The sequence below is a fragment of the Dehalococcoidia bacterium genome (assembly GCA_035310145.1).
Lineage (GTDB): Bacteria > Chloroflexota > Dehalococcoidia > CAUJGQ01 > CAUJGQ01 > CALFMN01.
In genome coordinates, this window is record DATGEL010000023.1 from 1 (window position 1) to 18,070 (window position 18,070).

Sequence of the window (18,070 nt, forward strand, 5' to 3'; positions counted from 1 at the left end):
CGCGCGCGCCAGCGTCGGCGGCGTAGCGAATGCCGGCCGCCACCGTCTGCGCGTTGCTGCCGTCGCGGCAGTCCGCCACGCGCACGGCCATCAGTGAGACGCGCCAGGCGACGCCGGCAACGCCGACGCCGTTGTCGCCCGCCGCGCCGATCACGCCGGCCAGAAAGGTGCCGTGCGGCGAGAGCGGCGAGACGTCGCCGCTTCGAGCCGGCGCGCTGGCGGCACAGCTCGCCGCCGTGTCGTTCGGGTCCAGCAACGTGCAGCCCTGAAGGTCATCCGCGCAGCCGAAAGCGCCGGGCGTGGGGTTCTGCCAGATGTTGGCGGCCAGGTCCGGATGGCTCAGGTCGATGCCGCTGTCGATCACGGCGACGGTGATCGCGGGGTCGCCGGTCTGCCGCTCCCACGCGGCCGGCGCACCGATATCCGCCAGGTACGGCTGCTGCATGAGATAGAGCGGGTCGTTCGGGGTGCGTTGTGCGCGGGCGAAAGCCGCCGAGCGCGCGGAGGCCGGCACGGCGCCAAGCAGCACGCCAGCGACGAGGATGCCGACGGCGAAGACCGGCCATCGTCGGGCAGGCATCGGATCGTTCTCTCCGCAGGGAGTTTGCGCCGGCTTGCGCCGGCGAGCAGTTGCCGATCTTCCGGGCCGTGACGCGGTCGCGGAGAGGCGCCGGCCGCCTGGTATCGACACGGCAACAACGCCTCCATGTGCGCCGGCGCGGTTCTGCCTCACAGCACGGCCGTACTAGAATAGAAGAGACGCATTCGCCGCGCACGGCCGCGGCGTGGGTGACGCCCGGCATGTACACCACCTTCGCCCTCGCCTCCGAAGACGCCTCCGGCCGCGTGCTCGGCCGCGTGATGACCCCCACCGAGTTCTCCGCCGGCGACGTGATCCAGATGGCCTCCGAAGGCGGCCAGGATCCGCGGCTCTACAAGGTCATCCGCGTGCTCTTCCTCGAACAGATCGGCCCGGACCGCTGGACCAACCGCCTGGTGATGGTGCGCCCCAGCCGCGGCAACCCGCAGTAGGCCGGCGCCGTCCGGTGCGGCGACCATTCGCGCCACTTTGCCTGCCAATCGCCCTGCCTGCAGCCGCATCGAGCCGCCGGCGTCGGTGATACCCTGTGCCGTCATCGAGGACAGCGCAAGGCGTAGCAACGGGAGGGCGGACGATGGTTGTGGACGCGGCGGAACTCAATCTGCAGACGCTGGCCGCGCTGCTCGAGGCGCAGGGCCGCGCGATCGGCCTGGAGCTGCGCGCGCTGCCGCCGGCGCTGTGCCGCTGGCGGCCCGGTCCGCCAGACTCGGAGGAATGGAGCGCGAACGAAACGCTGGGCCACCTGATCGAGGCGGAGCGGCGCGGCTTCAACGGCCGCATCCGCCGCATCCTCGCCGAGGAGAGCCCGCCGCTGCCCGGCTGGAATCAGGTGGAGGTGGCGGCCGCGCGCCGCGACGCCGAGCAGGAGCCAGCGGCGCTGTTGGCCGAGTTCGAGGCGCTGCGCGCGGACAGCCTGGCGCTGGTGCGCGGCCTGGCGCCGGCGCAGCTTGATCGCGGCGGCGAGCACGCGCAGGTCGGCTGGGTGACGGTGCGCGACCTGCTGCACGAGTGGCAGCATCACGATCGCAACCACGTCAAGCAGATTTTCAGCATCGTGCAGAGCTATGTCTGGCCGTCGATGGGCAACTGCCGCCGCTTTGCCGAGGTCGATTGACGGCCGCGCGCCGGAGCAATATCCGCCCTCATCCCGCCGGCGCGGCCCGCCGGCCGAAAGCCTGGCGCAGCCACGGCAGCAGTGCGGCCAGGGCATAGATCAGGCTGGCCGCGGCGATGATCGCGAAGCTCGGCGGCAGCTTCGGCACGGCGTAGCTCAGCGTCAGACCGGCCCACATCGCCGCCAGCGCCAACCCGGCGGAGAGCGCCAGCCCGGTGTACGGCCGGGCGACCAGCCGCTGCGCCGCGGCGGCGGGCGCCGCCAACAGACCGAGCACCAGCAGGGCGCCGACCACCTGCGCGCCTTCCGCCGCCGCGAGGCCGATCAGCGCCAGCAACGCCAGGCCGATCGCACGCACGGGCACGCCCTGCGCCGCGGCGACCGCCTCGTCCACGCTGGCGAAAAGCAACGGCCGCGCCAGCGCCAGCAGCAGGCCGCCCGTGATGAGTCCAATGAGCAGCGCCAGCGCCGCGCTGCCGGCGTTGAGGCCGAAGATTGAGCCGAAGAGCACCGCCGGCCCGGCCGTGCCGTTGCCGCCGCTGCGCCGCGTGGTGTAAATGGCGAGAAAGAGCACGCCCAGCCCCAGCAGCCAGGCGAAGACGCTGCCGATCACGATGTCGTCGGCGCGGCCGCGGGCGCCCAGCAGCCCCATGCCCAGCGCCACCGCGACGGTGATGCCGAACAGCCCCAGCCGCGCGTCCAGACCGAGGGCGAGCGCCGCCAGCGCCCCGGTGAAGGCGGCGTGGCTGAGCGCGTCGCCCGTGAAGACCTGGCCGCGCAGGACGGCGAAGTAGCCAACCAGGCCGCAGGCCAGCGCCACGCCTGTGCCCGCGATGAAGCCGTAGCGGATGAAGGGATGGCCCAGCATCTGCACGAGGCCGCCGGCGGGATCGAGCAGCAGCGCAATCATGCCGCCGCCTCCGCGGGCCGGCGCCGCAAGATACGGCCACTCTGCGCCGTGCGGCTCTGGCTCAGGCGCGCGAGCAGATAGGCGGCGAAGGCGAAGCTGGTGATGAAGAAACCGACAGGATAGTCGGAGTAGTAGGAAGCGGCGAGACCGGCCCAGGTGATCGCCAGGCCGAGGCCAACCGCCAGCGCCAGGCTCTTCAGCGGGTTCGGTGTGACCAATTGCGCCGTGGCCGGGGGCACAACCAGCAACGCGAAGACCAGAAGCGTGCCGGTGATCTGGCTCGCCTCGGCGGCGGCCACGCCCAGCAGCACGAGGAACAGCAACGACAGCGCCCGCAGCGGCACGCCGTGCGCCGCCGCCACGTCGGCGTCGATCGAGGCGAAGAGCAACGGCCGGCCGATCGCCGCCAGCCCAAGCGGCGCCGTGATCCCAAGCAGCAACAGCGCCAGCACCTGCCCGTCCGTGACGCCGAGGAAGCTGCCGAACAGCAGCGCGTTCACGCCGATGAGCAGGCCGTGGTAGAGGCTGATGAAGAGGAAGCCGCCGGCGAGCGCCATCGCCTGCACGGCGCCGACCACGGCGGACTCATCGCTGAAGCCGCGCGCCGCGCGCCCGCGCGGCAGCAGGGCGATGATCAGCGCCGCGGCGATACAGAAGGCGAAGAAGCCGAGCGTTGCGCTCACGCCCAGCAGCGTGGCGCCCGCCGCGCCGGGAAAGCCGACCAGGGCGAGCGTGTGCCCGACGAAGCTCTCGCCGCGCAGCACCATGAACCAGCGGATCAGCGCCGCCGCGATCGCCACGATCGTGCCCGCGCGGAAGGCGTTCACCATGAAGTGATAGGCAAACAGCCCCTGCAGATCTGCCGCCAGGTTCCAGGAGAGATCGCCGGCGTCAGCGAGTGGCATGGGCGCCGTGTCCTCCCGCGTCGAAGGCGCCCGCTGGTTCGCCCACGACCACGAGCCGCCCGTCCGACGCCGTGAGCACTTCGATGCGCGTGGCGTAGAGGCGACTCAGCGTTTCCGTGGTGATCACCTGCTGGACCGTGCCCGTAACCACGTTGCCGCGCGCCACGTAGACGACCTGGTCGAGGTAGCCGACGATCGGGTTGACGTCGTGCGCGACCATCAGCACGGTGACGCCCTGCTCGCGGCAGATCTGCTGAATCAGCGCGGCGATCGCCCCCTGGTTGCTGATGTCGAGGCTCTCCAGCGGCTCGTCCAGCAGCAGCAGCTCGGGCCGGCGGGCGAGCGCCTGCGCGATCAGCAGCCGTTGCTGCTCCCCGCCCGAAAGCTGGCCGATCGGCCGCCCGGCGTACGCCGTGCCGCCCACCAGCGCAATCAGCTCGGACACACGACGCCGCGCCGCGCGCTCGTGTTGGGTGCAGAAGCGGCCCAGCCGCGGCAGCGGCACACCCCAGCGCGAGCCGTCCAACCCCAGCCGCACGATGTCGACGCCGCGGATGCGCAGCGAGGCGTCGAAGCTGCGGCGCTGTGGCAGGTAGCCCACGCGCCGGTTGCCGCTGCCCGGCGGCTTGCCGAGCACGCGGATCTCGCCGGCGACGAGCGGCTGCAGGCCCAGCACCGCCTTGAGCAGCGTAGACTTGCCCGCGCCGTTGGGGCCGAGGATGGCGGTGAAGCTGCCGCGGGGGATCGCCAGGTTTACGTCCTGCCAGATCGTGCGGCCGCCCAGCCGCACCGCCGCGCCATGCACAACCACGGCGCTGTCGCCCATACTGGCCGGCATGGGCGCGGCGCCGCGCTGGGCTGGTTGTATCGCTGTCTCCTGCACGGAGCGCCTCACTTTCCCGTCGCCTGGGCAAGCGCGGCAGCCAGCGCCTGGAGCTGGGCCGATTGCCACGCCTGGAAGGTCGCCGTCGCCGGCGTCAGCGTCTCCGTTACCGCGACCACGGGGATGTTCGCCGCCCTGGCGGCGTTCACCAGGTTCTGCACGTCGGGCGTCGCGTTCTGGCTGTTGTAGACGTAGACGGCGATCTGCTTGCTCTTGATCTGCCGGTCCGCCGTCGCCTTGTCCGCGGCGCTCGGGTCGCTGCCTTCGCTCACCGCGTCGAGGAAGGACTCCGGCGTAAGCAGCTTGAGGCCCAGCGCCTGCGCCAGCGGCACGAAGACGCTCTCCGAGGCGCCAACCGGCGTGCCCGCGTAGCGCTGCTCGATCTGCTGAATCAGCGCGGTGTACTCCTGCAGGCCGCTGGCAAGGAAGGCCTGCTGCCTTTGATCGAAGTAGACCGCGTCCCCGGCATCGAGCTGCTTGAGGTCGCTGGTGATGCGGCCGATCACCTTCCGCACGTCCTCCGGTGCGTACCAGCGGTGCGGGTTGCCACCCTTCGGTATGCCCAGCAGATCGCCGACGACGAGCACCGCCCGTCCGCGGTTCGGACCCGCGGCGACCAGCTTGCCGGCCCAGCCGTCGTAGCCGATGCCGTTGTACAGTACGTAGCGGGCGGCAGCCACGTTGCGGGCGTCTCTCGGCGTGGGCTCATAGTCGTGGGGATCGGTCTGCGGCTTGGAGATGATACTGGTCACGCTCACCTTGTCGCCGCCGAGCTGGGCGGCGATGCTTCCCCACACGTTTTCGGCCGCCACCACGCGCAGCTTGCCGCCGTGGCCGTTGGCCGGCGGGTTCGTATCGCAGGCCAACAGCCCGAACGTCACGGCGCCGAGCAGCAGCAGAGCGACGCAACGGACGGCGCGCATGGCTGGTTCTTACTCCCACGGGGCCGGCGCGGCGGGCGGCATGCCCCACGCACCAAGGGTAAATGAAAACCGATTCCATTACCATCGTCAAGCGTCGGCTCGCTACCCTGCCGACCGTTTCGTATCGAGGCCGCTGCTGTGCGGCCGCTGCGCCAATGGCCGGCCGCGCGGCGTGTAGTCGTTCAGATTGGACCGGGCCGGCGGCGCCGCCCCGGCATGGCGCCAAGGAGCCGCGATGACCGCGCAGGTTCTCTGCCTCCTGACGATCCACGGCATCGGCTTCGAGCAGGCGCCGCAGGGCGGCCAGCCCGGCTATGCCGACGTCCTGCACGAGCAGCTCAGCGCCGCGCTCGGCGCCGATTTACTCGGCGACGATCCGCATCGCAAGCGCTCGCGGCCGGGCCAGAACGGCGCCATCTACGTCGAGAGCCTCTGGGCGCCGAGCGACGACGAAGAAGGGCAAGGGCCGCCGACCGGCCCGCCGACGCGCGAGGAGGGCCTGCGCCGCCTCGGTGGCTGGGACGCCGCGCGTCCAGGCGTCGTCGATCCCGAAGGCGCACCGCTGCGCGCGGACGGCCAGCCGATCGCCCACGTCGCGCTCGTCTACTCGCGGCTCGAGCCGGTGGGGCCGCACGGCGGCTCCGCCGCGGTGGCCCTGGAGATGGCCGCCGTCTCCGCCGGCCACTACGCCTCGATCCTCGGCCTGGTGCACATGGCCTTCGCCGACATCCGCGCGCTGCTGCATCATCAGCACCCCGCAGCGTCCGCGGCGCCCGGCCTGCAGCCCCGACGCGACCTGCCGCCCGATCATCACTGGCTGCGCCTGCCGCTGCGACCGCACGCGGCGCCGGCGCCGGCCGCACCGCCGCCCGCCGGTCTGCTGGGTACGATCCGCAACCTGGAGGACGACGTCGCCGCCTATGTCAGCCGCAACGACCTGCGCGAGCGGGTGCGCAGCTTCGTGCGCGAGGCGCTGCTGCGGCTGCTCTCGCGCCCGGATGTGGCCGGCGTGGTGATCAACGCGCACAGCAACGGCACGGTCGTCGCCTTCGACGTGTTGCGCGATCTGCCGCTCCAGCTTGCCGCGAAAGTTCGCGGCATCGTCACCGCCGGCAGCCCGCTGCGCAAGTACGCCGAGCTGTTCAACTGGGGCACGGAAGCGGGGCCGATCGGCGCGATGGGGGCCTGGACGAACTTCTGGGACGAGCTCGACCCCGTGGCCGATCCCCTGTCACCGCCGGCGAGCTGGCGACGGGGCGATCGGCTTCCCGCCGGCGGCCCGGCCAGCCTCTACCAGAGCACCGACCCGGCCACCGGCGAGCAGTCCTGGATCGCGATCGCGGACCGCAAGGTGGACAACATCAAGAACGGCGGCGGCGGCGGCCTGCCCGCGCACGACTACTGGGACAACACACGCGAAGTCGTGCAACCAGTGGCTGCCGAACTGCGCGGGCTGGTGTAAAGCGCGTGGCCTCACCCCCAGCCCCTCTCCATGCCATGGAGAGGGGAGCTTCGGCATGAACTGAGTAAGAGACTCCCCTTTCCCCAGTATTCGAGGCAAGAGGCATGAACCGGGGGATGGGGGGCCAGTGGCCCTCAACTGAAGTGCGGCGCGACCTCCTGCACGTAGGCGTCGAGCGCCTCCCAGTCCACCGGCGGGCGGATGGCGATGTTCAGCCGGCTGGCGCCCGCCTCCGCGTAATGCGCGATCTTTTCAACTGCCTGCTGCGGCCCACCGGTGAGCACGCCGGCCATGCGCGTTTCGGCCTGCGCGCCCCACTGCTGCCGCGCCCGCTCCGTGGCCGCGGCAGCCGCCTGCTCATTCGGCGCCATGTTGAAGGCGAGGTTGATGCCGCGCTCGATCGACTTCGGGTCGCGCCCTTCCTTCTCGCACCACTCGTCCAGCACGTGGCACTTGTGGGCGAAGTCGTCCTCGCCGATGTAGGGCACGTTCCAGCCGTCGGCGTGGCGCGCGGCGATACGCAGCGTGCGCCGCTCGCCGCGGCCGCCGATCCAGAGCGGCACGTGCGCCTGCACGGGCTTGGGATAAAGCGCGGCGTTGTTCATCTGGTAGTAGGCGCCGTGGTGCTCCGTGCGCGGCTGGGAGAGCAGCGACTTGAGCACTTGCGTGCCCTCCTCCAGCATGTCGAGCCGCTGCTTGATCGGCGGAAACGCGTAGCCGTAGGCGGCGAACTCGGCCTCGTGCCAGCCGGCGCCGAGGCCGATCTCCAGCCGGCCGTTGCTGAGGTGGTCGATCGTGATCAGCGACTTTGCCAGCAGGCCGGGGTTGCGGTAGAGCATGCAGAAGACCATGTTGCCGATACGCACACGCCGCGTATCAGCGGCGATCGCCGCCATCATCGCCACCGCCTCGAAGTGCGGGCTGTCGCCGTTGATGTAGGGCGCCTCGTAAAAGTGGTCCCAGACGGAGATCCAGTCCAAATGCTCGTCGGCGAAGCGCCAGAGCCGGCGCAGATCCGCCATGCTGATGTTCTGCGGCCCGATATGGATGCCCAGCCGGAGCTTCATTGCCAGTCACCTCGGGCGGAGGCGTCTCAGCGTCCTTGCCGCCCCCGGCATGATGGCGCAGGGCGGCGGCCGCTGGCAACCGCCGAGGCGCCCCGGCCGTGGGCTAACCGGAGGCACGAAAACTCGAAGCGGACTCGTTTATCCTATCGCCGTACTGCCGCAGCAATGACCGCCGGCGCCGCGGCCACCATGAGGAGCAGACGATGACCACCACCGACACCGGCCGCATCCCGCTCGGGGAGCTCGCCCGGCTGCCCAGCCGTTACTTCCCGGCGCTGAGCTGGCAGCGCGATCGGCTTGCCTTCTACTGGGATACGACCGGCGAGCTGGAGCTGTATGTGCTCGATCTGGCGTCCAATGAGCTGCGCCAGGTGAGCCGCGGTGGCCTGCCACGCAGCCTGCACACCGGTTTCATCTGGAGCCGCGCCGGCGAGCGCATCGTCTACGCGTGGGACAAGGACGGCAACGAGCAGCACAACCTGGTCGCGCTCGACGTTGCGACTGCGGCGCTCACACAACTGACCGACGATCCGCACTGCCAGGAGTACCCCATCGCCTTCAGCCCCGACGATACGTGGCTGCTGGTGATGACGAACAAGGTCGGGCAGCTCAACCTCTGGCGCATGCGCCCGGACGGCAGCGAGTATCAGCAGCTCACGCGCTACCCCTTTCCCGCCGGCGGCGCGGTCTGGAGTCCGGACGGCGAACGCATCGCCTTCGTCACGAACGAGTCCCCGGATCTGCGCAACCAGGACATCTATCTGATGAACGCCGACGGCAGCGACCAGCGCCGCCTGCTGCGCCTGAGCGAAAGCTCGCGCGACTTCGTCGCCGACTGGTCGCCGGACGGACAATCGCTGCTGATCGGCTCGGATGTGAGCGGTGTCACGCGCGCCGGGCTGTTCGAGATCGAGACGGGAACGGTCCGCTGGCTGGGCGAGGAGGGCGTCGAGCAGTACGCCGGTGAGTTCTCGGAAGACGGCCGCAGCGTCGTCTGCCTGCGCAACCGCGACGCGCAGACGGAGATCGTGGTCTACGACGTGGCCGGCGGCGCCGCCCGCGAGCTGGGTCTGCCGCCCGGCGTCGCCGGCTTCGCGGCCTTCGCGCTGCACGATTCGGCGATCGTCTTCTCGGCGAGCACGCCGACAACGCGCCCCGGTCTTGGCCTGTACACGCTCGGCGATGGCCGTCTGCGCACGCTGCTGGCGCCCGAGTACGGCAGCATCGACCCGGCGCTCTTCGTCGACTGCGAGTACGTCTGGTATCCATCCGAAGACGGCACGCGCATCCCCGCGCTGCTCTACCAGCCGCGACAGATCGAGCCGGGCGCGCAGGCGCCGGCGATCATCATCGTGCACGGCGGGCCGACGGGACAGTACCTCCGTGCCTTCGATCCTTTCCCGCAGTTCCTGGCCGACCGCGGCTACGTAGTGCTGGAGCCGAACCCGCGCGGCAGCACAGGTTACGGCGTCGCCTTCCGCGACGCGGCGCGGAACGACTGGGGCGGCGTGGATCTGGAAGACATCGCCGCCGGCGCGGCGTATCTAAAGGCGCTGCCGGCGGTCGATCCCGCGCGCGTGGGCGTGTTCGGCGGCAGCTACGGCGGCTTCATGACCTTATTGATCACGGTGAAGCGGCCGGAGCTGTTCAAGGCCGGCGCGGCCTGGGTGGGGATCAGCGATCTGCCGCGGCTGTACGCGTCTTCCATGGAGCACTTCAAGTACTACCTGCGCGAGCAGATGGGCGATCCCGAGCAAAACGCCGAGCTGTGGCGCGACCGCAGCGCCGTGAACTTTATGGAGAGCCTGCGCGCCCGGCTGCTGATCGTGCACGGCGTCAACGACCCGCGCTGCCCGATCGAGCAGGCGCGCGTGGTGCGTGATCGTCTGTTGGCACTGGGCCGGCGCGAGGGTGAGGATTTCGAGTACGTGGAGAAGGGCGCCGAGGGCCACGGCAGCACGGACCTGGATCAGAAGACCGAAACGTACCGGTTGCTGGCCGACTTCCTGGCCCGGCGGCTGTGACGGGAGCCCGAGCGCGAAGCCACGAAGCGCGGGGAGGCCAACCGGGGGACGCTGGCCCCTTTTGGCCGCGCCGCAGAGGAGCGCCATCCCAGGTCCGAGCGGTAGCATGGGCCCGGCGCGATCACGGCCGCGCCGGGAAGTGAACGCAGGTGACGCCGGAAGACCCTCCCGTTCACCCTTCGCCGCCTTCCGCACACCCGCGCCGCGAAGTCGCGGCGCTGTTCCTGCGGCTCGGCTGCATCGCCTTCGGCGGACCGGCGGCGCACGTGGCGATGATGCGGCGCGAGGTCGTGGAGCGGCGCGGCTGGCTCTCCGCGCAGGAGTTTCTCGACCTGTTCGGCGCCGCCAATCTGATACCCGGCCCCAGCAGCACCGAGCTGGCGATCCTGCTGGGCTACCGCCGCGCCGGGCGCACCGCGCTGTTGCTGGGCGGCGCCCTGTTCATTCTGCCGGCGATGCTGCTGGTGCTCGCCTTCGCCTGGGCCTACGTGCGCTTCGGCGGCACGCCCGCGGCGGGGCGGCTGCTCTACGGCGTGAAGCCGGTGATCATCGCCATCGTCACCGCGGCGCTGTGGAGCCTCGGCCGCACGGCGATCAAGGGGCCGCTGTTCGCGGCGCTGGCGCTGGCGGCGCTCGCGCTCTTTCTTGCCGGCCTCAACCCGCTGCCGCTTTTGCTGGGCGGCGGGCTGCTCGCCCTGGCCCTGCGCGGGCCGCGCCCCTGCCAGCAACGGCTGAGCGGCGCTACCCGCTCGTTCTGGCCGGCGTTGCCGCTCGCCTCGGCGGCGTCACTGCTGGGCGCGGGCGTGGCGCATGCGGCGGGATACAGCCCGCTCACGCTGTTCTTGACCTTCCTCAAGATCGGCGCCGTGCTCTACGGCAGCGGCTACGTACTGCTCGCCTTCCTGCGCGACGACTTCGTCACACGGCTGCATTGGCTCAGCAACCAGCAACTGATCGACGCCGTGGCCGTGGGCCAGTTCACGCCGGGGCCGGTGTTCACCACGGCCACCTTCGTCGGCTATCTGACCGGCGGCTTCGGCGGGGCGCTGCTCGCCACAGTGGCGATCTTCCTGCCCGCCTTCGTCTATTCGCCGCTGATCGTGCAGGTGCTGCCGCTGGCGCGGCGCTCACCGGCCGTCCGTACGGCGCTGGACGGCGTGAACGCGGCGGCGCTGGGGCTGATGGCGGCGGTGACATGGCAGCTGGGCCGCGCGGCGCTGGTGGATCTGCCGGCGGCGCTGCTGGCGGCGCTGGCGCTGGTTGTGCTGCTGCGGCTGAAGCTGAACTCGGCCTGGCTGGTGCTGGGCGGCGCCGCGGCGGGGCTGGTGCTGAAGGCATTCTGAGACCCGCACGAAGCGGGAGCATCGGCCGGCTGTGGACGGGGCACGCACGCGCCGGCCAGCCGGAACCGTCCGTCTGCAAGTTCGCCCCGAAATGCTTGACGCGGAGCAATTGACACTCCTGTAACAAGCACCGATGATTCGCGTTACGAGTTGGTAAAGGACTGGTCCGGGTCGCCGGGCTTTCAATACGCCGGATTCGTGACGCACGGGGAGGTGAGGGTGAGCGGCAGGCGGCAGCGTCGCGCGCCGGCGACGATCATCGGCGTTCTGGTTACCTTCGTCGCCGTCATGGCCGTGCTGGTCCGCTCAGGTGGCGGGGCGCCTGTCGGAGCGGCGACGCCGGTGCCCAACGCACAGACGCGCCGCCCTTCGCTGACGCCGCATGCGCTCGCCGGCGCCGTGCACGACGAGAACCTCAAGCCCGGCACGACGAGCTGGCAGTCGCCGGCACTGGCCCGCGGCCGCGGGCAGAGCCGCAGCGAGGAGGGCGATGAGGGTGCGCCCCGCGGCCCGGCGCCGCGGGCCACCACCGCACACGGCGCGGCCGCCGTGGGCACGCCGCCACCGCCAAGCGGCGGGCCGGGCGCCCTGGACTACGCGCAAACCACCTGCGGCAGCGACTGCTGGACGGACCAGGTGATCCGCGGCTACGCCTCGGACACCAGCGTCAACAAGGGTGAGAGCGTCAGCTTCTTCGTCTCCACCGCCCAGCCGACGTACACGCTCGACGTCTATCGCATGGGCTGGTACGGCGGCGCCGGCTCCACGCTGATCACCAGCGTGCCCAGCCTGCCCGGCCAGAACCAACCGGTGCCCGCGCCCGACCCCGCCACCGGCCTGATCGCGGCCAACTGGCAGGTCTCCTACACGCTGCAGACGCAGACGAACTGGACCAGCGGCGTGTACCTGGTGAAGCTGACCGCGGCCAGCGGCGATGTCGGCTACGCGACCTTCGTGCTGCGCGACGATGCCGGCTCGGCGCCGATTCTCTACGTGGTGCCGGTGACCACCTACCAGGCCTACAACAACTGGGGCGGCAAGAGCCTCTACGCCTTCAACTCCAGCGGCGCCCCGGCGGCCAAGGCCAGCTTCGACCGGCCCTACACCGACTGGGCCGGCGCCGGCGACTTCTTCGATGGCGAGTATAACCTGGTGCGCTGGCTGGAGCAGCACAGCTACAACGTCGGCTACGCCACCAGCGTGGACCTGCAGGCGAACCCGAACCTGCTGGCCGGGCGCCAGGTCTACGTCTCGCCCTGGCACGACGAGTACTGGTCGCAGCAGATGCGCACAAGCGTGCTTTCGGCGCGCGACGCCGGCCTGCACCTCGCCTTCTTCGACGCCAACACGATGTTCTGGCAGATCCGCTGGGAGGCGAGCACGATCAACGGCGCCGCCAACCGTGTGATCGTCTGCTACCGCAGCTCGCTCACCGACCTCATGGCGCAGACGCAGCCGGCACTGACCACGGTGGAGTGGCGGCAGTGGCCGGTGTATCAGCCGGAGAACGGCGTGCTGGGCAGCATGTACAGCTCGTTCTTCGACAACAGCGTGCCCAACTCGCCCTGGGTAGTGAGCAACGCCCAGCACTGGCTGTACAGCAACACGGGCTTCAGCAACGGCGCAACGGTCGCCGGTCTGGTGGGCTACGAGTACGACAAGGTGTTCGCCAACGGCTTCACGCCGCCGAACGAGACGGTGCTGTCGAATTCGCCGACGACCGACATCAACGGCAGTCCGGATGCGCAGAACACGACGATCTACCAGGCCTGCAGCGGCGCCTACGTGTTCAACGCGGCGTCAATGCCGGCATCCAGCAGCTGACCACGAACCTGCTGGACGGGATGCTGAACACGACGCCGGCGCCGCTGCCGAACTGCGGCCCCACGCCCACACCCACGCCGACGCCGGGACAGATGGCTGTCTACGGCGACGCGCTGGCGGCGCCCTGGGCGGACCAGTCATGGAATTCCGTGATCAACTTCGCGGCCATGAGTCCGGTGCACGGCGGCACGGCGGCGATCAGCTTCCAGGTGAAAGCGGCCTGGGGGGCGCTCTCGTTCTACGACGGGGCGCTGGTGAATACGGGGCAGTTCACGGCGCTGCGCTTCTGGCTGCGGGCAAGCCAGGCCGGGCAGAGCTACGTGGTGGGCCTGGAAGACGAAAACAACCAGCTCTTGCCGGGCGTCTCTCTGGCCGCGGTCGGCGGGCCGATCACGGCGAGCCAGTGGAAGCAGTACGTGGTGCCGATCAGCCAGATCAATCCGGGGAACGTGCCCATCGCCGGCATCTACTTGCAGGACGGGTTGGGCACGGCGCAGCCGCCACTCGCCGTGGACGACATGGCCTTCGACAACACACCGCTGGCGACGCCGACGCCGGCGCCCACCACGCCGGGCCGGCTGGTGGTCTACGACGACCACCTGGTGCCGGGCTGGGGCGATGCATCGTGGGGATCGAGCGTCGACTACTTCAACCCGGCGCCAGTGCACGGCGGCGCCGCCTCGATCGCGCTGACGATCACGACGGCCTGGGGGGCGCTCTATCCGTTTGCGACGAGCGGGCTGGACACGACGCCGTTCACCGAGCTGACGCTGTGGGCGCAGGCGAGCCAGGGCGGCCAGGCATACGACGTCAGCCTCGTGGACAGCACGAACGCGCTGATCAAGCTGTTGCCGCTGGCCAGCTACGGCGGGGCGCTGCCGGCGGGAAGCTGGCAGCAGTACCGGATTCCGCTGGCGGACCTGAACGGGGTGGGGAAGACGATCAAGGGCTTCGCGATCCAGGACGGGCTGGGGGCGGCGCAGCCGCCGCTGTACGTAGACGACATCGTCTTCGACGTGGCGAGCAACCCGGCGCCCACGACCACGAGTGTGAGTCCGGCGAGCGCCACGGCGGGCGGCGCCGCGTTCACGCTGACGGTGAACGGCAGCAACTTTATCTCCTCCTCGACGGTGCAGTGGAACGGCATGAGCCTCAGCACCAGCTTCGTCAGCGCCACGCAGCTGACGGCGGCGGTGCCAGCGGGCAACGTCGCCGCGCCGGGCACGGCGACGGTAACGGTCGTGAACCCGGCGCCCGGCGGCGGCGCCTCCAACGGCCAGACGTTTACGATCAACGCCGCGGTCACGCGGCCCGGCGCGCCGGCGCTCGCCTCGCCGGCCGAGGGCGCAACGAATGTCAGCCTCACGCCGAGCCTGAGCTGGACCGCGCCGGGCGGCGCCATCGCCGGCAGCACGCAGTACACGGCCTACATCTGGGATCCGGCCGCCGTGACGATGAAGTTCCAGCAGGGCACCACGGCGCTCAGCCTCAGCGTGCCCGCCGGAGTCGGGCTCGCGCCCAGCCGCTTCTATTACTGGATGGTGCAGGCGTGCAACGGCAGCGCCTGCGGCCCACAGGCCCGCTGGATCGGCTTCACGACGGCCGCGGTCCCCGGAGCGCCCGGCCTCACCAGCCCGATCGAAGGCAGCACCGGCGTCAGCACAACGCCGGTGATCCAATGGACGGCGCCCACGGGCGCTGCCGCCGGCCTGACGCAGTACACCGCCTACGTCTGGGATCCGGGCGCGGGCGTGATGGCCTACCAGGGCACGACCGCCGCGCTCAACCTCAGCGTGCCGCCGGCCGCGGCGCTGCGGGGTGGCCGCTTCTACTACTACACCGCGGTGGCCTGCAACAGCACGGCCTGCGGCCCGAACGCCCGCTGGGAGGGCTTCACCACGCAAGCGCCGGCGGCGCTCGGCACCCCATCGCTCACGGCGCCGGCGGAAGGCGCCACGGGCGTGAGCCTGACGCCGACGATCCAGTGGACGGCGCCGGCGGGCTCGGTGAGCGACACGACGCAGTACACCGTCTACGTCTGGGATCCGGGCGCGGGCGTGATGGCCTGGCAGGGCACGACCACACAGCGCGCGATCGCGGTGCCGGGTGGCTCTCCCCTGGCGGCGGGGCGCTTCTACTACATGAGCGTGCAGGCGTGCAACGGCGCGACCTGCGGCCCGCTGGCGCGCTGGGAGGGGTTCACCACCGGCGGCGGCCTGGGGGCGCCGGGGCTGCTGACGCCGGCTGAGGGCTCGACTAACAATGGCAGCACGCCGATCGTTCGCTGGGCGGCGCCCAGCGGCGCGGGCGCCGGGACCAGCTACATCGTCTACGTCTGGGATCCGGCGGCGGGCGTGATGAAGTTCCAGCAGAGCGTGAGCGGGCTGAGCGCCGGCGTGCCGGCCAGCGCCGGGCTGCAGGCGGGGCATTTCTACTACTACACGGCGCGGGCCTGTGACGGCAGCGCCTGCGGCCCGCTCGCCCGCTGGGAGGGCTTCACGAGCTGAGTCCCAGCCGCTGGCGGTGGTGCGTGGAGCGAGACGCTGGCCGCCGGTCCAACGCCCGGGGATCTGCAGTCGCCGCGGTCGCCCCAACACTGAACAGCCGGATTTCTCGAACCCTCTTCCCTGAAGCCGTGTGATCGGATACTCTGCTAGGGCGCGTCGTGAACGGGCGGCGTTTGACGTGCGTGCGCGCACCTCCGTGGTGCGTGGCGCCTGGCTATCCCGCCGGGCGAGGAATGAAGCGCCAGGTCGGACGACCCGAAACGTGATGACAGCCGGAGCACCGTGAGCCGGGTTCGCCCGCGCCACGCCGGTCTCGATCAACAAGTACGGCGTCTGGCCTTTCACTGTGACTTCGAGGAGACGGTGCGTTGCCCACGATCAGCCAACTGGTGCGCAAGGGCAGAGAGAAATCGGTGAAGAAGACGAAGGCTCCGGCCTTCCGCTTCACCTACAACGCGCTGACGAACCGCACGCGGCGCGGCGACGGCTCGCCGCAGAAGCGGGGCGTCTGCATGCAGGTGCGCACCGTCACGCCGAAGAAGCCGAACTCCGCGCTGCGCAAAGTGGCGCGCGTGCGGCTCAGCAACGGCATCGAGGTCACGGCCTACATTCCGGGCGAGGGTCACAGCCTGCAGGAGCACAGCGTCGTGCTGGTGCGCGGCGGCCGCGTCAAGGATTTGCCGGGCGTGCGCTATCACATCATTCGCGGCGCGCTCGACGCGCAGGGCGTCAGCGGGCGCAAGCGCGGGCGCAGCAAATACGGCACGCGCAAGAAGTAGCAGAGCGGTGCGGCCGTCCAGCCGGGCGGCCGTCAGCAGTGTCTGGCGGGCGGCGCGACGGCCTGCCGCGTGAGTTACAAATGGCGGGCGGGGCCCACCATGACGAATGGCGACGAAGAGAGGAGGGCGCCTCAAACGGCGGATGGCGCGGTTTGATGCGAGATGGCCGCTCGGCGGCCATTGGCCACGCAAGTGGAAACGCGAAGAGCGGCTATTCGGGCGCCCAGTCGGAGCGAGAGAGATGCCACGGCGTGCACGGGTGGTTCGGCGCGAGATTATACCCGATCCGCGCTACCAGAGCAAGACCGTCTCGATGTTCATCAACAAGCTGATGCTCGACGGCAAGAAGAGCACGGCCGAGCGCATCATGTACGACGCCTTCGGCCGCATCGAGGAGTCGACGCGGCGCAACCCGCTGGACACCTTCGAGCAGGCCGTGCGCAATGCCACGCCGCTGGTCGAAGTCAAGCCGCGGCGCGTCGGCGGCGCCACCTACCAGGTGCCGGTGGACATCCGCGGCGACCGGCGCATGGCGCTGGCGATCCGCTGGCTGCTGCGTTCGGCCCGGGCGCGCACCGGTCACTCCATGGCCGAGCGGCTCTCTGCCGAGCTGCTGGACGCGTCCAACAACCAGGGCGCCACGATCAAGCGGCGCGAGGACACGCACCGCATGGCCGAGGCGAACCGCGCTTTCGTGCATTACCGCTGGTAGCAGCGTATGCGTGGCCGCCGTGCGGCCGGATAACGAAGCGAGAGTAGTCATTGTAGGCAAGAGCGCCGGAAGCTTCCGGCGCCCCGTGCTGCCCGGAGGGGCCGGGGCACGGTTCTAGCGCTGGAACAGGAGTCCGGGGGCCACGGCCCCTCGATACGGGTATGGCACGGCAAGTACCAATCGGCCGGATCCGGAACATCGGGATCATCGCGCACATCGACGCCGGCAAGACGACGGTGACGGAGCGCATCCTGTTCTACACCGGCCGCACCTACAAGATCGGCGAGGTCCATGAAGGCACGGCCGTCATGGACTACATGGAGCAGGAGCGCGAGCGCGGCATCACGATCACCGCCGCGGCGACGACTGCCGAGTGGCAGAACCACCAGATCAACATCCTCGACACGCCCGGCCACGTCGACTTCACCGTCGAGGTCGAGCGCTCGCTGCGCGTGCTCGACGGCGGTGTAGTCGTCTTCGACGCCGTGGCCGGCGTCGAGCCGCAGTCGGAGACGGTCTGGCGCCAGGCCGACCGCTACGGCGTGCCCCGGATCGCCTTCATCAACAAGATGGACCGGATGGGGGCGGACTTCTTCATGTCCCTCAACTCCATCAAGTCGCGCCTCGGCGCGCGCGCGGTCGCGATCCAGATCCCGATCGGGTCGGAGGACGCCTTCGTGGGCATGGTCGACCTGATCAACCTGCGGACCATCACCTACACCGACGAGGCCGGCACCACCCAGGAGTCGGGTGAGATCCCCGCCGAGCTGCGGGACGTCGTCGCCCAGCACCGGCACGACCTCATCGAGGCGGTCGCCGACTTCGACGACCGGATCATGGAGAAGTACCTCGAGGACGAGGGCCAGAACGTCACCCACGACGAGCTGGTCCGCGCGCTGCGCAAGGGCACCGTCCAGGGCATCCTGGTGCCCGTCCTCTGCGGCGCGGCGCTCCGCAACCGCGGCGTCCAGCCGATGCTCGACGCCGTCGTCGACTTCCTGCCCTCGCCGGCGGAC

16 protein-coding genes are annotated in these 18,070 nt (G+C 70.5%); 10 read left to right on the top strand and 6 right to left on the bottom strand.

Annotated elements, in window-relative coordinates:
- A partial coding sequence (locus tag VKV26_04595; GenBank protein ID HLZ69171.1) for a S8 family serine peptidase occupies nucleotides 1-580 on the bottom strand: 580 nt, incomplete at its 3' end.
- A gap of 221 nt (nucleotides 581-801) precedes the next feature.
- Here VKV26_04595 and VKV26_04600 point away from each other — a divergent pair.
- Nucleotides 802-1,032, top strand: coding sequence for a hypothetical protein (locus VKV26_04600; protein ID HLZ69172.1), 231 nt, complete (start codon nucleotides 802-804; stop codon nucleotides 1,030-1,032).
- Nucleotides 1,033-1,175: 143 nt separating this feature from the next.
- A complete protein-coding gene (locus VKV26_04605) occupies nucleotides 1,176-1,715 on the top strand; it encodes a DinB family protein (protein ID HLZ69173.1) in 540 nt (179 codons plus the stop codon).
- Nucleotides 1,716-1,743: 28 nt separating this feature from the next.
- Here VKV26_04605 and VKV26_04610 read toward each other — a convergent pair whose 3' ends face one another.
- From VKV26_04610 to VKV26_04625, 4 genes are read right to left on the bottom strand one after another with little or no spacing between them, the layout of a single operon-like run.
- Nucleotides 1,744-2,625 carry a metal ABC transporter permease gene (locus tag VKV26_04610; protein HLZ69174.1) on the bottom strand — a complete coding sequence of 294 codons (882 nt, stop codon included), beginning with the start codon at nucleotides 2,623-2,625 and terminating at the stop codon, nucleotides 1,744-1,746.
- Nucleotides 2,622-3,530, bottom strand: a complete 909-nt coding sequence (locus VKV26_04615; protein ID HLZ69175.1) for a metal ABC transporter permease — start codon at nucleotides 3,528-3,530, stop codon at nucleotides 2,622-2,624. The genes VKV26_04610 and VKV26_04615 overlap by 4 nt, the downstream gene beginning before the upstream one ends.
- The gene (locus tag VKV26_04620; GenBank protein HLZ69176.1) at nucleotides 3,517-4,368 is read right to left on the bottom strand and encodes an ATP-binding cassette domain-containing protein; all 852 of its coding nucleotides are present in this window, start codon (nucleotides 4,366-4,368) and stop codon (nucleotides 3,517-3,519) included. Before VKV26_04620 ends, VKV26_04615 begins: the two co-directional genes overlap by 14 nt.
- A gap of 53 nt (nucleotides 4,369-4,421) precedes the next feature.
- A complete protein-coding gene (locus VKV26_04625; GenBank protein HLZ69177.1) occupies nucleotides 4,422-5,336 on the bottom strand; it encodes a zinc ABC transporter substrate-binding protein in 915 nt (304 codons plus the stop codon).
- A gap of 235 nt (nucleotides 5,337-5,571) precedes the next feature.
- Between VKV26_04625 and VKV26_04630 the strand changes: the two genes are divergently transcribed.
- Nucleotides 5,572-6,798 (top strand): hypothetical protein, encoded by a 1,227-nt coding sequence (locus VKV26_04630; protein HLZ69178.1) that lies wholly within the window; start codon nucleotides 5,572-5,574, stop codon nucleotides 6,796-6,798.
- 134 nt (nucleotides 6,799-6,932) lie between these two features.
- Here VKV26_04630 and VKV26_04635 read toward each other — a convergent pair whose 3' ends face one another.
- Nucleotides 6,933-7,865 carry a TIGR03560 family F420-dependent LLM class oxidoreductase gene (locus VKV26_04635; protein HLZ69179.1) on the bottom strand — a complete coding sequence of 311 codons (933 nt, stop codon included), beginning with the start codon at nucleotides 7,863-7,865 and terminating at the stop codon, nucleotides 6,933-6,935.
- A gap of 203 nt (nucleotides 7,866-8,068) precedes the next feature.
- Between VKV26_04635 and VKV26_04640 the strand changes: the two genes are divergently transcribed.
- The 7 genes from VKV26_04640 to VKV26_04670 all read left to right on the top strand — a co-directional run.
- Nucleotides 8,069-9,889 carry a prolyl oligopeptidase family serine peptidase gene (locus tag VKV26_04640; protein HLZ69180.1) on the top strand — a complete coding sequence of 607 codons (1,821 nt, stop codon included), beginning with the start codon at nucleotides 8,069-8,071 and terminating at the stop codon, nucleotides 9,887-9,889.
- 149 nt (nucleotides 9,890-10,038) lie between these two features.
- On the top strand, nucleotides 10,039-11,232 hold the full coding sequence (chrA, locus tag VKV26_04645; GenBank protein HLZ69181.1) for a chromate efflux transporter: 1,194 nt from the start codon (nucleotides 10,039-10,041) through the stop codon (nucleotides 11,230-11,232).
- Nucleotides 11,233-11,451: 219 nt separating this feature from the next.
- On the top strand, nucleotides 11,452-13,056 hold the full coding sequence (locus VKV26_04650) for a N,N-dimethylformamidase beta subunit family domain-containing protein (protein ID HLZ69182.1): 1,605 nt from the start codon (nucleotides 11,452-11,454) through the stop codon (nucleotides 13,054-13,056).
- A gap of 20 nt (nucleotides 13,057-13,076) precedes the next feature.
- Entirely contained in the window at nucleotides 13,077-15,563 is a 2,487-nt protein-coding gene (locus VKV26_04655; GenBank protein HLZ69183.1) for an IPT/TIG domain-containing protein, read from the top strand.
- Between the two features lie 368 nt (nucleotides 15,564-15,931).
- Complete coding sequence (rpsL, locus tag VKV26_04660) at nucleotides 15,932-16,342, top strand: 30S ribosomal protein S12 (protein ID HLZ69184.1); 411 nt, start codon at nucleotides 15,932-15,934, stop codon at nucleotides 16,340-16,342.
- Between the two features lie 241 nt (nucleotides 16,343-16,583).
- Nucleotides 16,584-17,054: a 30S ribosomal protein S7 gene (gene rpsG / locus VKV26_04665; GenBank protein HLZ69185.1), complete on the top strand. Its 471-nt coding sequence runs from the start codon at nucleotides 16,584-16,586 to the stop codon at nucleotides 17,052-17,054.
- A 161-nt stretch (nucleotides 17,055-17,215) separates the two neighbouring features.
- Nucleotides 17,216-18,070, top strand: an 855-nt coding sequence (locus tag VKV26_04670; GenBank protein ID HLZ69186.1) for a GTP-binding protein, incomplete at its 3' end; no start/stop codon positions are given.

Coding starts and splice junctions, on each gene's coding strand:
- VKV26_04600 (HLZ69172.1), top strand. CDS start 802: ATGTACACCACCTTCGCCCTCGCCTCCGAAGACGCCTCCGGCCGCGTG.
- VKV26_04605 (HLZ69173.1), top strand. CDS start 1,176: ATGGTTGTGGACGCGGCGGAACTCAATCTGCAGACGCTGGCCGCGCTG.
- VKV26_04610 (HLZ69174.1), bottom strand. CDS start 2,625: ATGATTGCGCTGCTGCTCGATCCCGCCGGCGGCCTCGTGCAGATGCTG.
- VKV26_04615 (HLZ69175.1), bottom strand. CDS start 3,530: ATGCCACTCGCTGACGCCGGCGATCTCTCCTGGAACCTGGCGGCAGAT.
- VKV26_04620 (HLZ69176.1), bottom strand. CDS start 4,368: ATGCCGGCCAGTATGGGCGACAGCGCCGTGGTTGTGCATGGCGCGGCG.
- VKV26_04625 (HLZ69177.1), bottom strand. CDS start 5,336: ATGCGCGCCGTCCGTTGCGTCGCTCTGCTGCTGCTCGGCGCCGTGACG.
- VKV26_04630 (HLZ69178.1), top strand. CDS start 5,572: ATGACCGCGCAGGTTCTCTGCCTCCTGACGATCCACGGCATCGGCTTC.
- VKV26_04635 (HLZ69179.1), bottom strand. CDS start 7,865: ATGAAGCTCCGGCTGGGCATCCATATCGGGCCGCAGAACATCAGCATG.
- VKV26_04640 (HLZ69180.1), top strand. CDS start 8,069: ATGACCACCACCGACACCGGCCGCATCCCGCTCGGGGAGCTCGCCCGG.
- VKV26_04655 (HLZ69183.1), top strand. CDS start 13,077: ATGCTGAACACGACGCCGGCGCCGCTGCCGAACTGCGGCCCCACGCCC.
- rpsG (HLZ69185.1), top strand. CDS start 16,584: ATGCCACGGCGTGCACGGGTGGTTCGGCGCGAGATTATACCCGATCCG.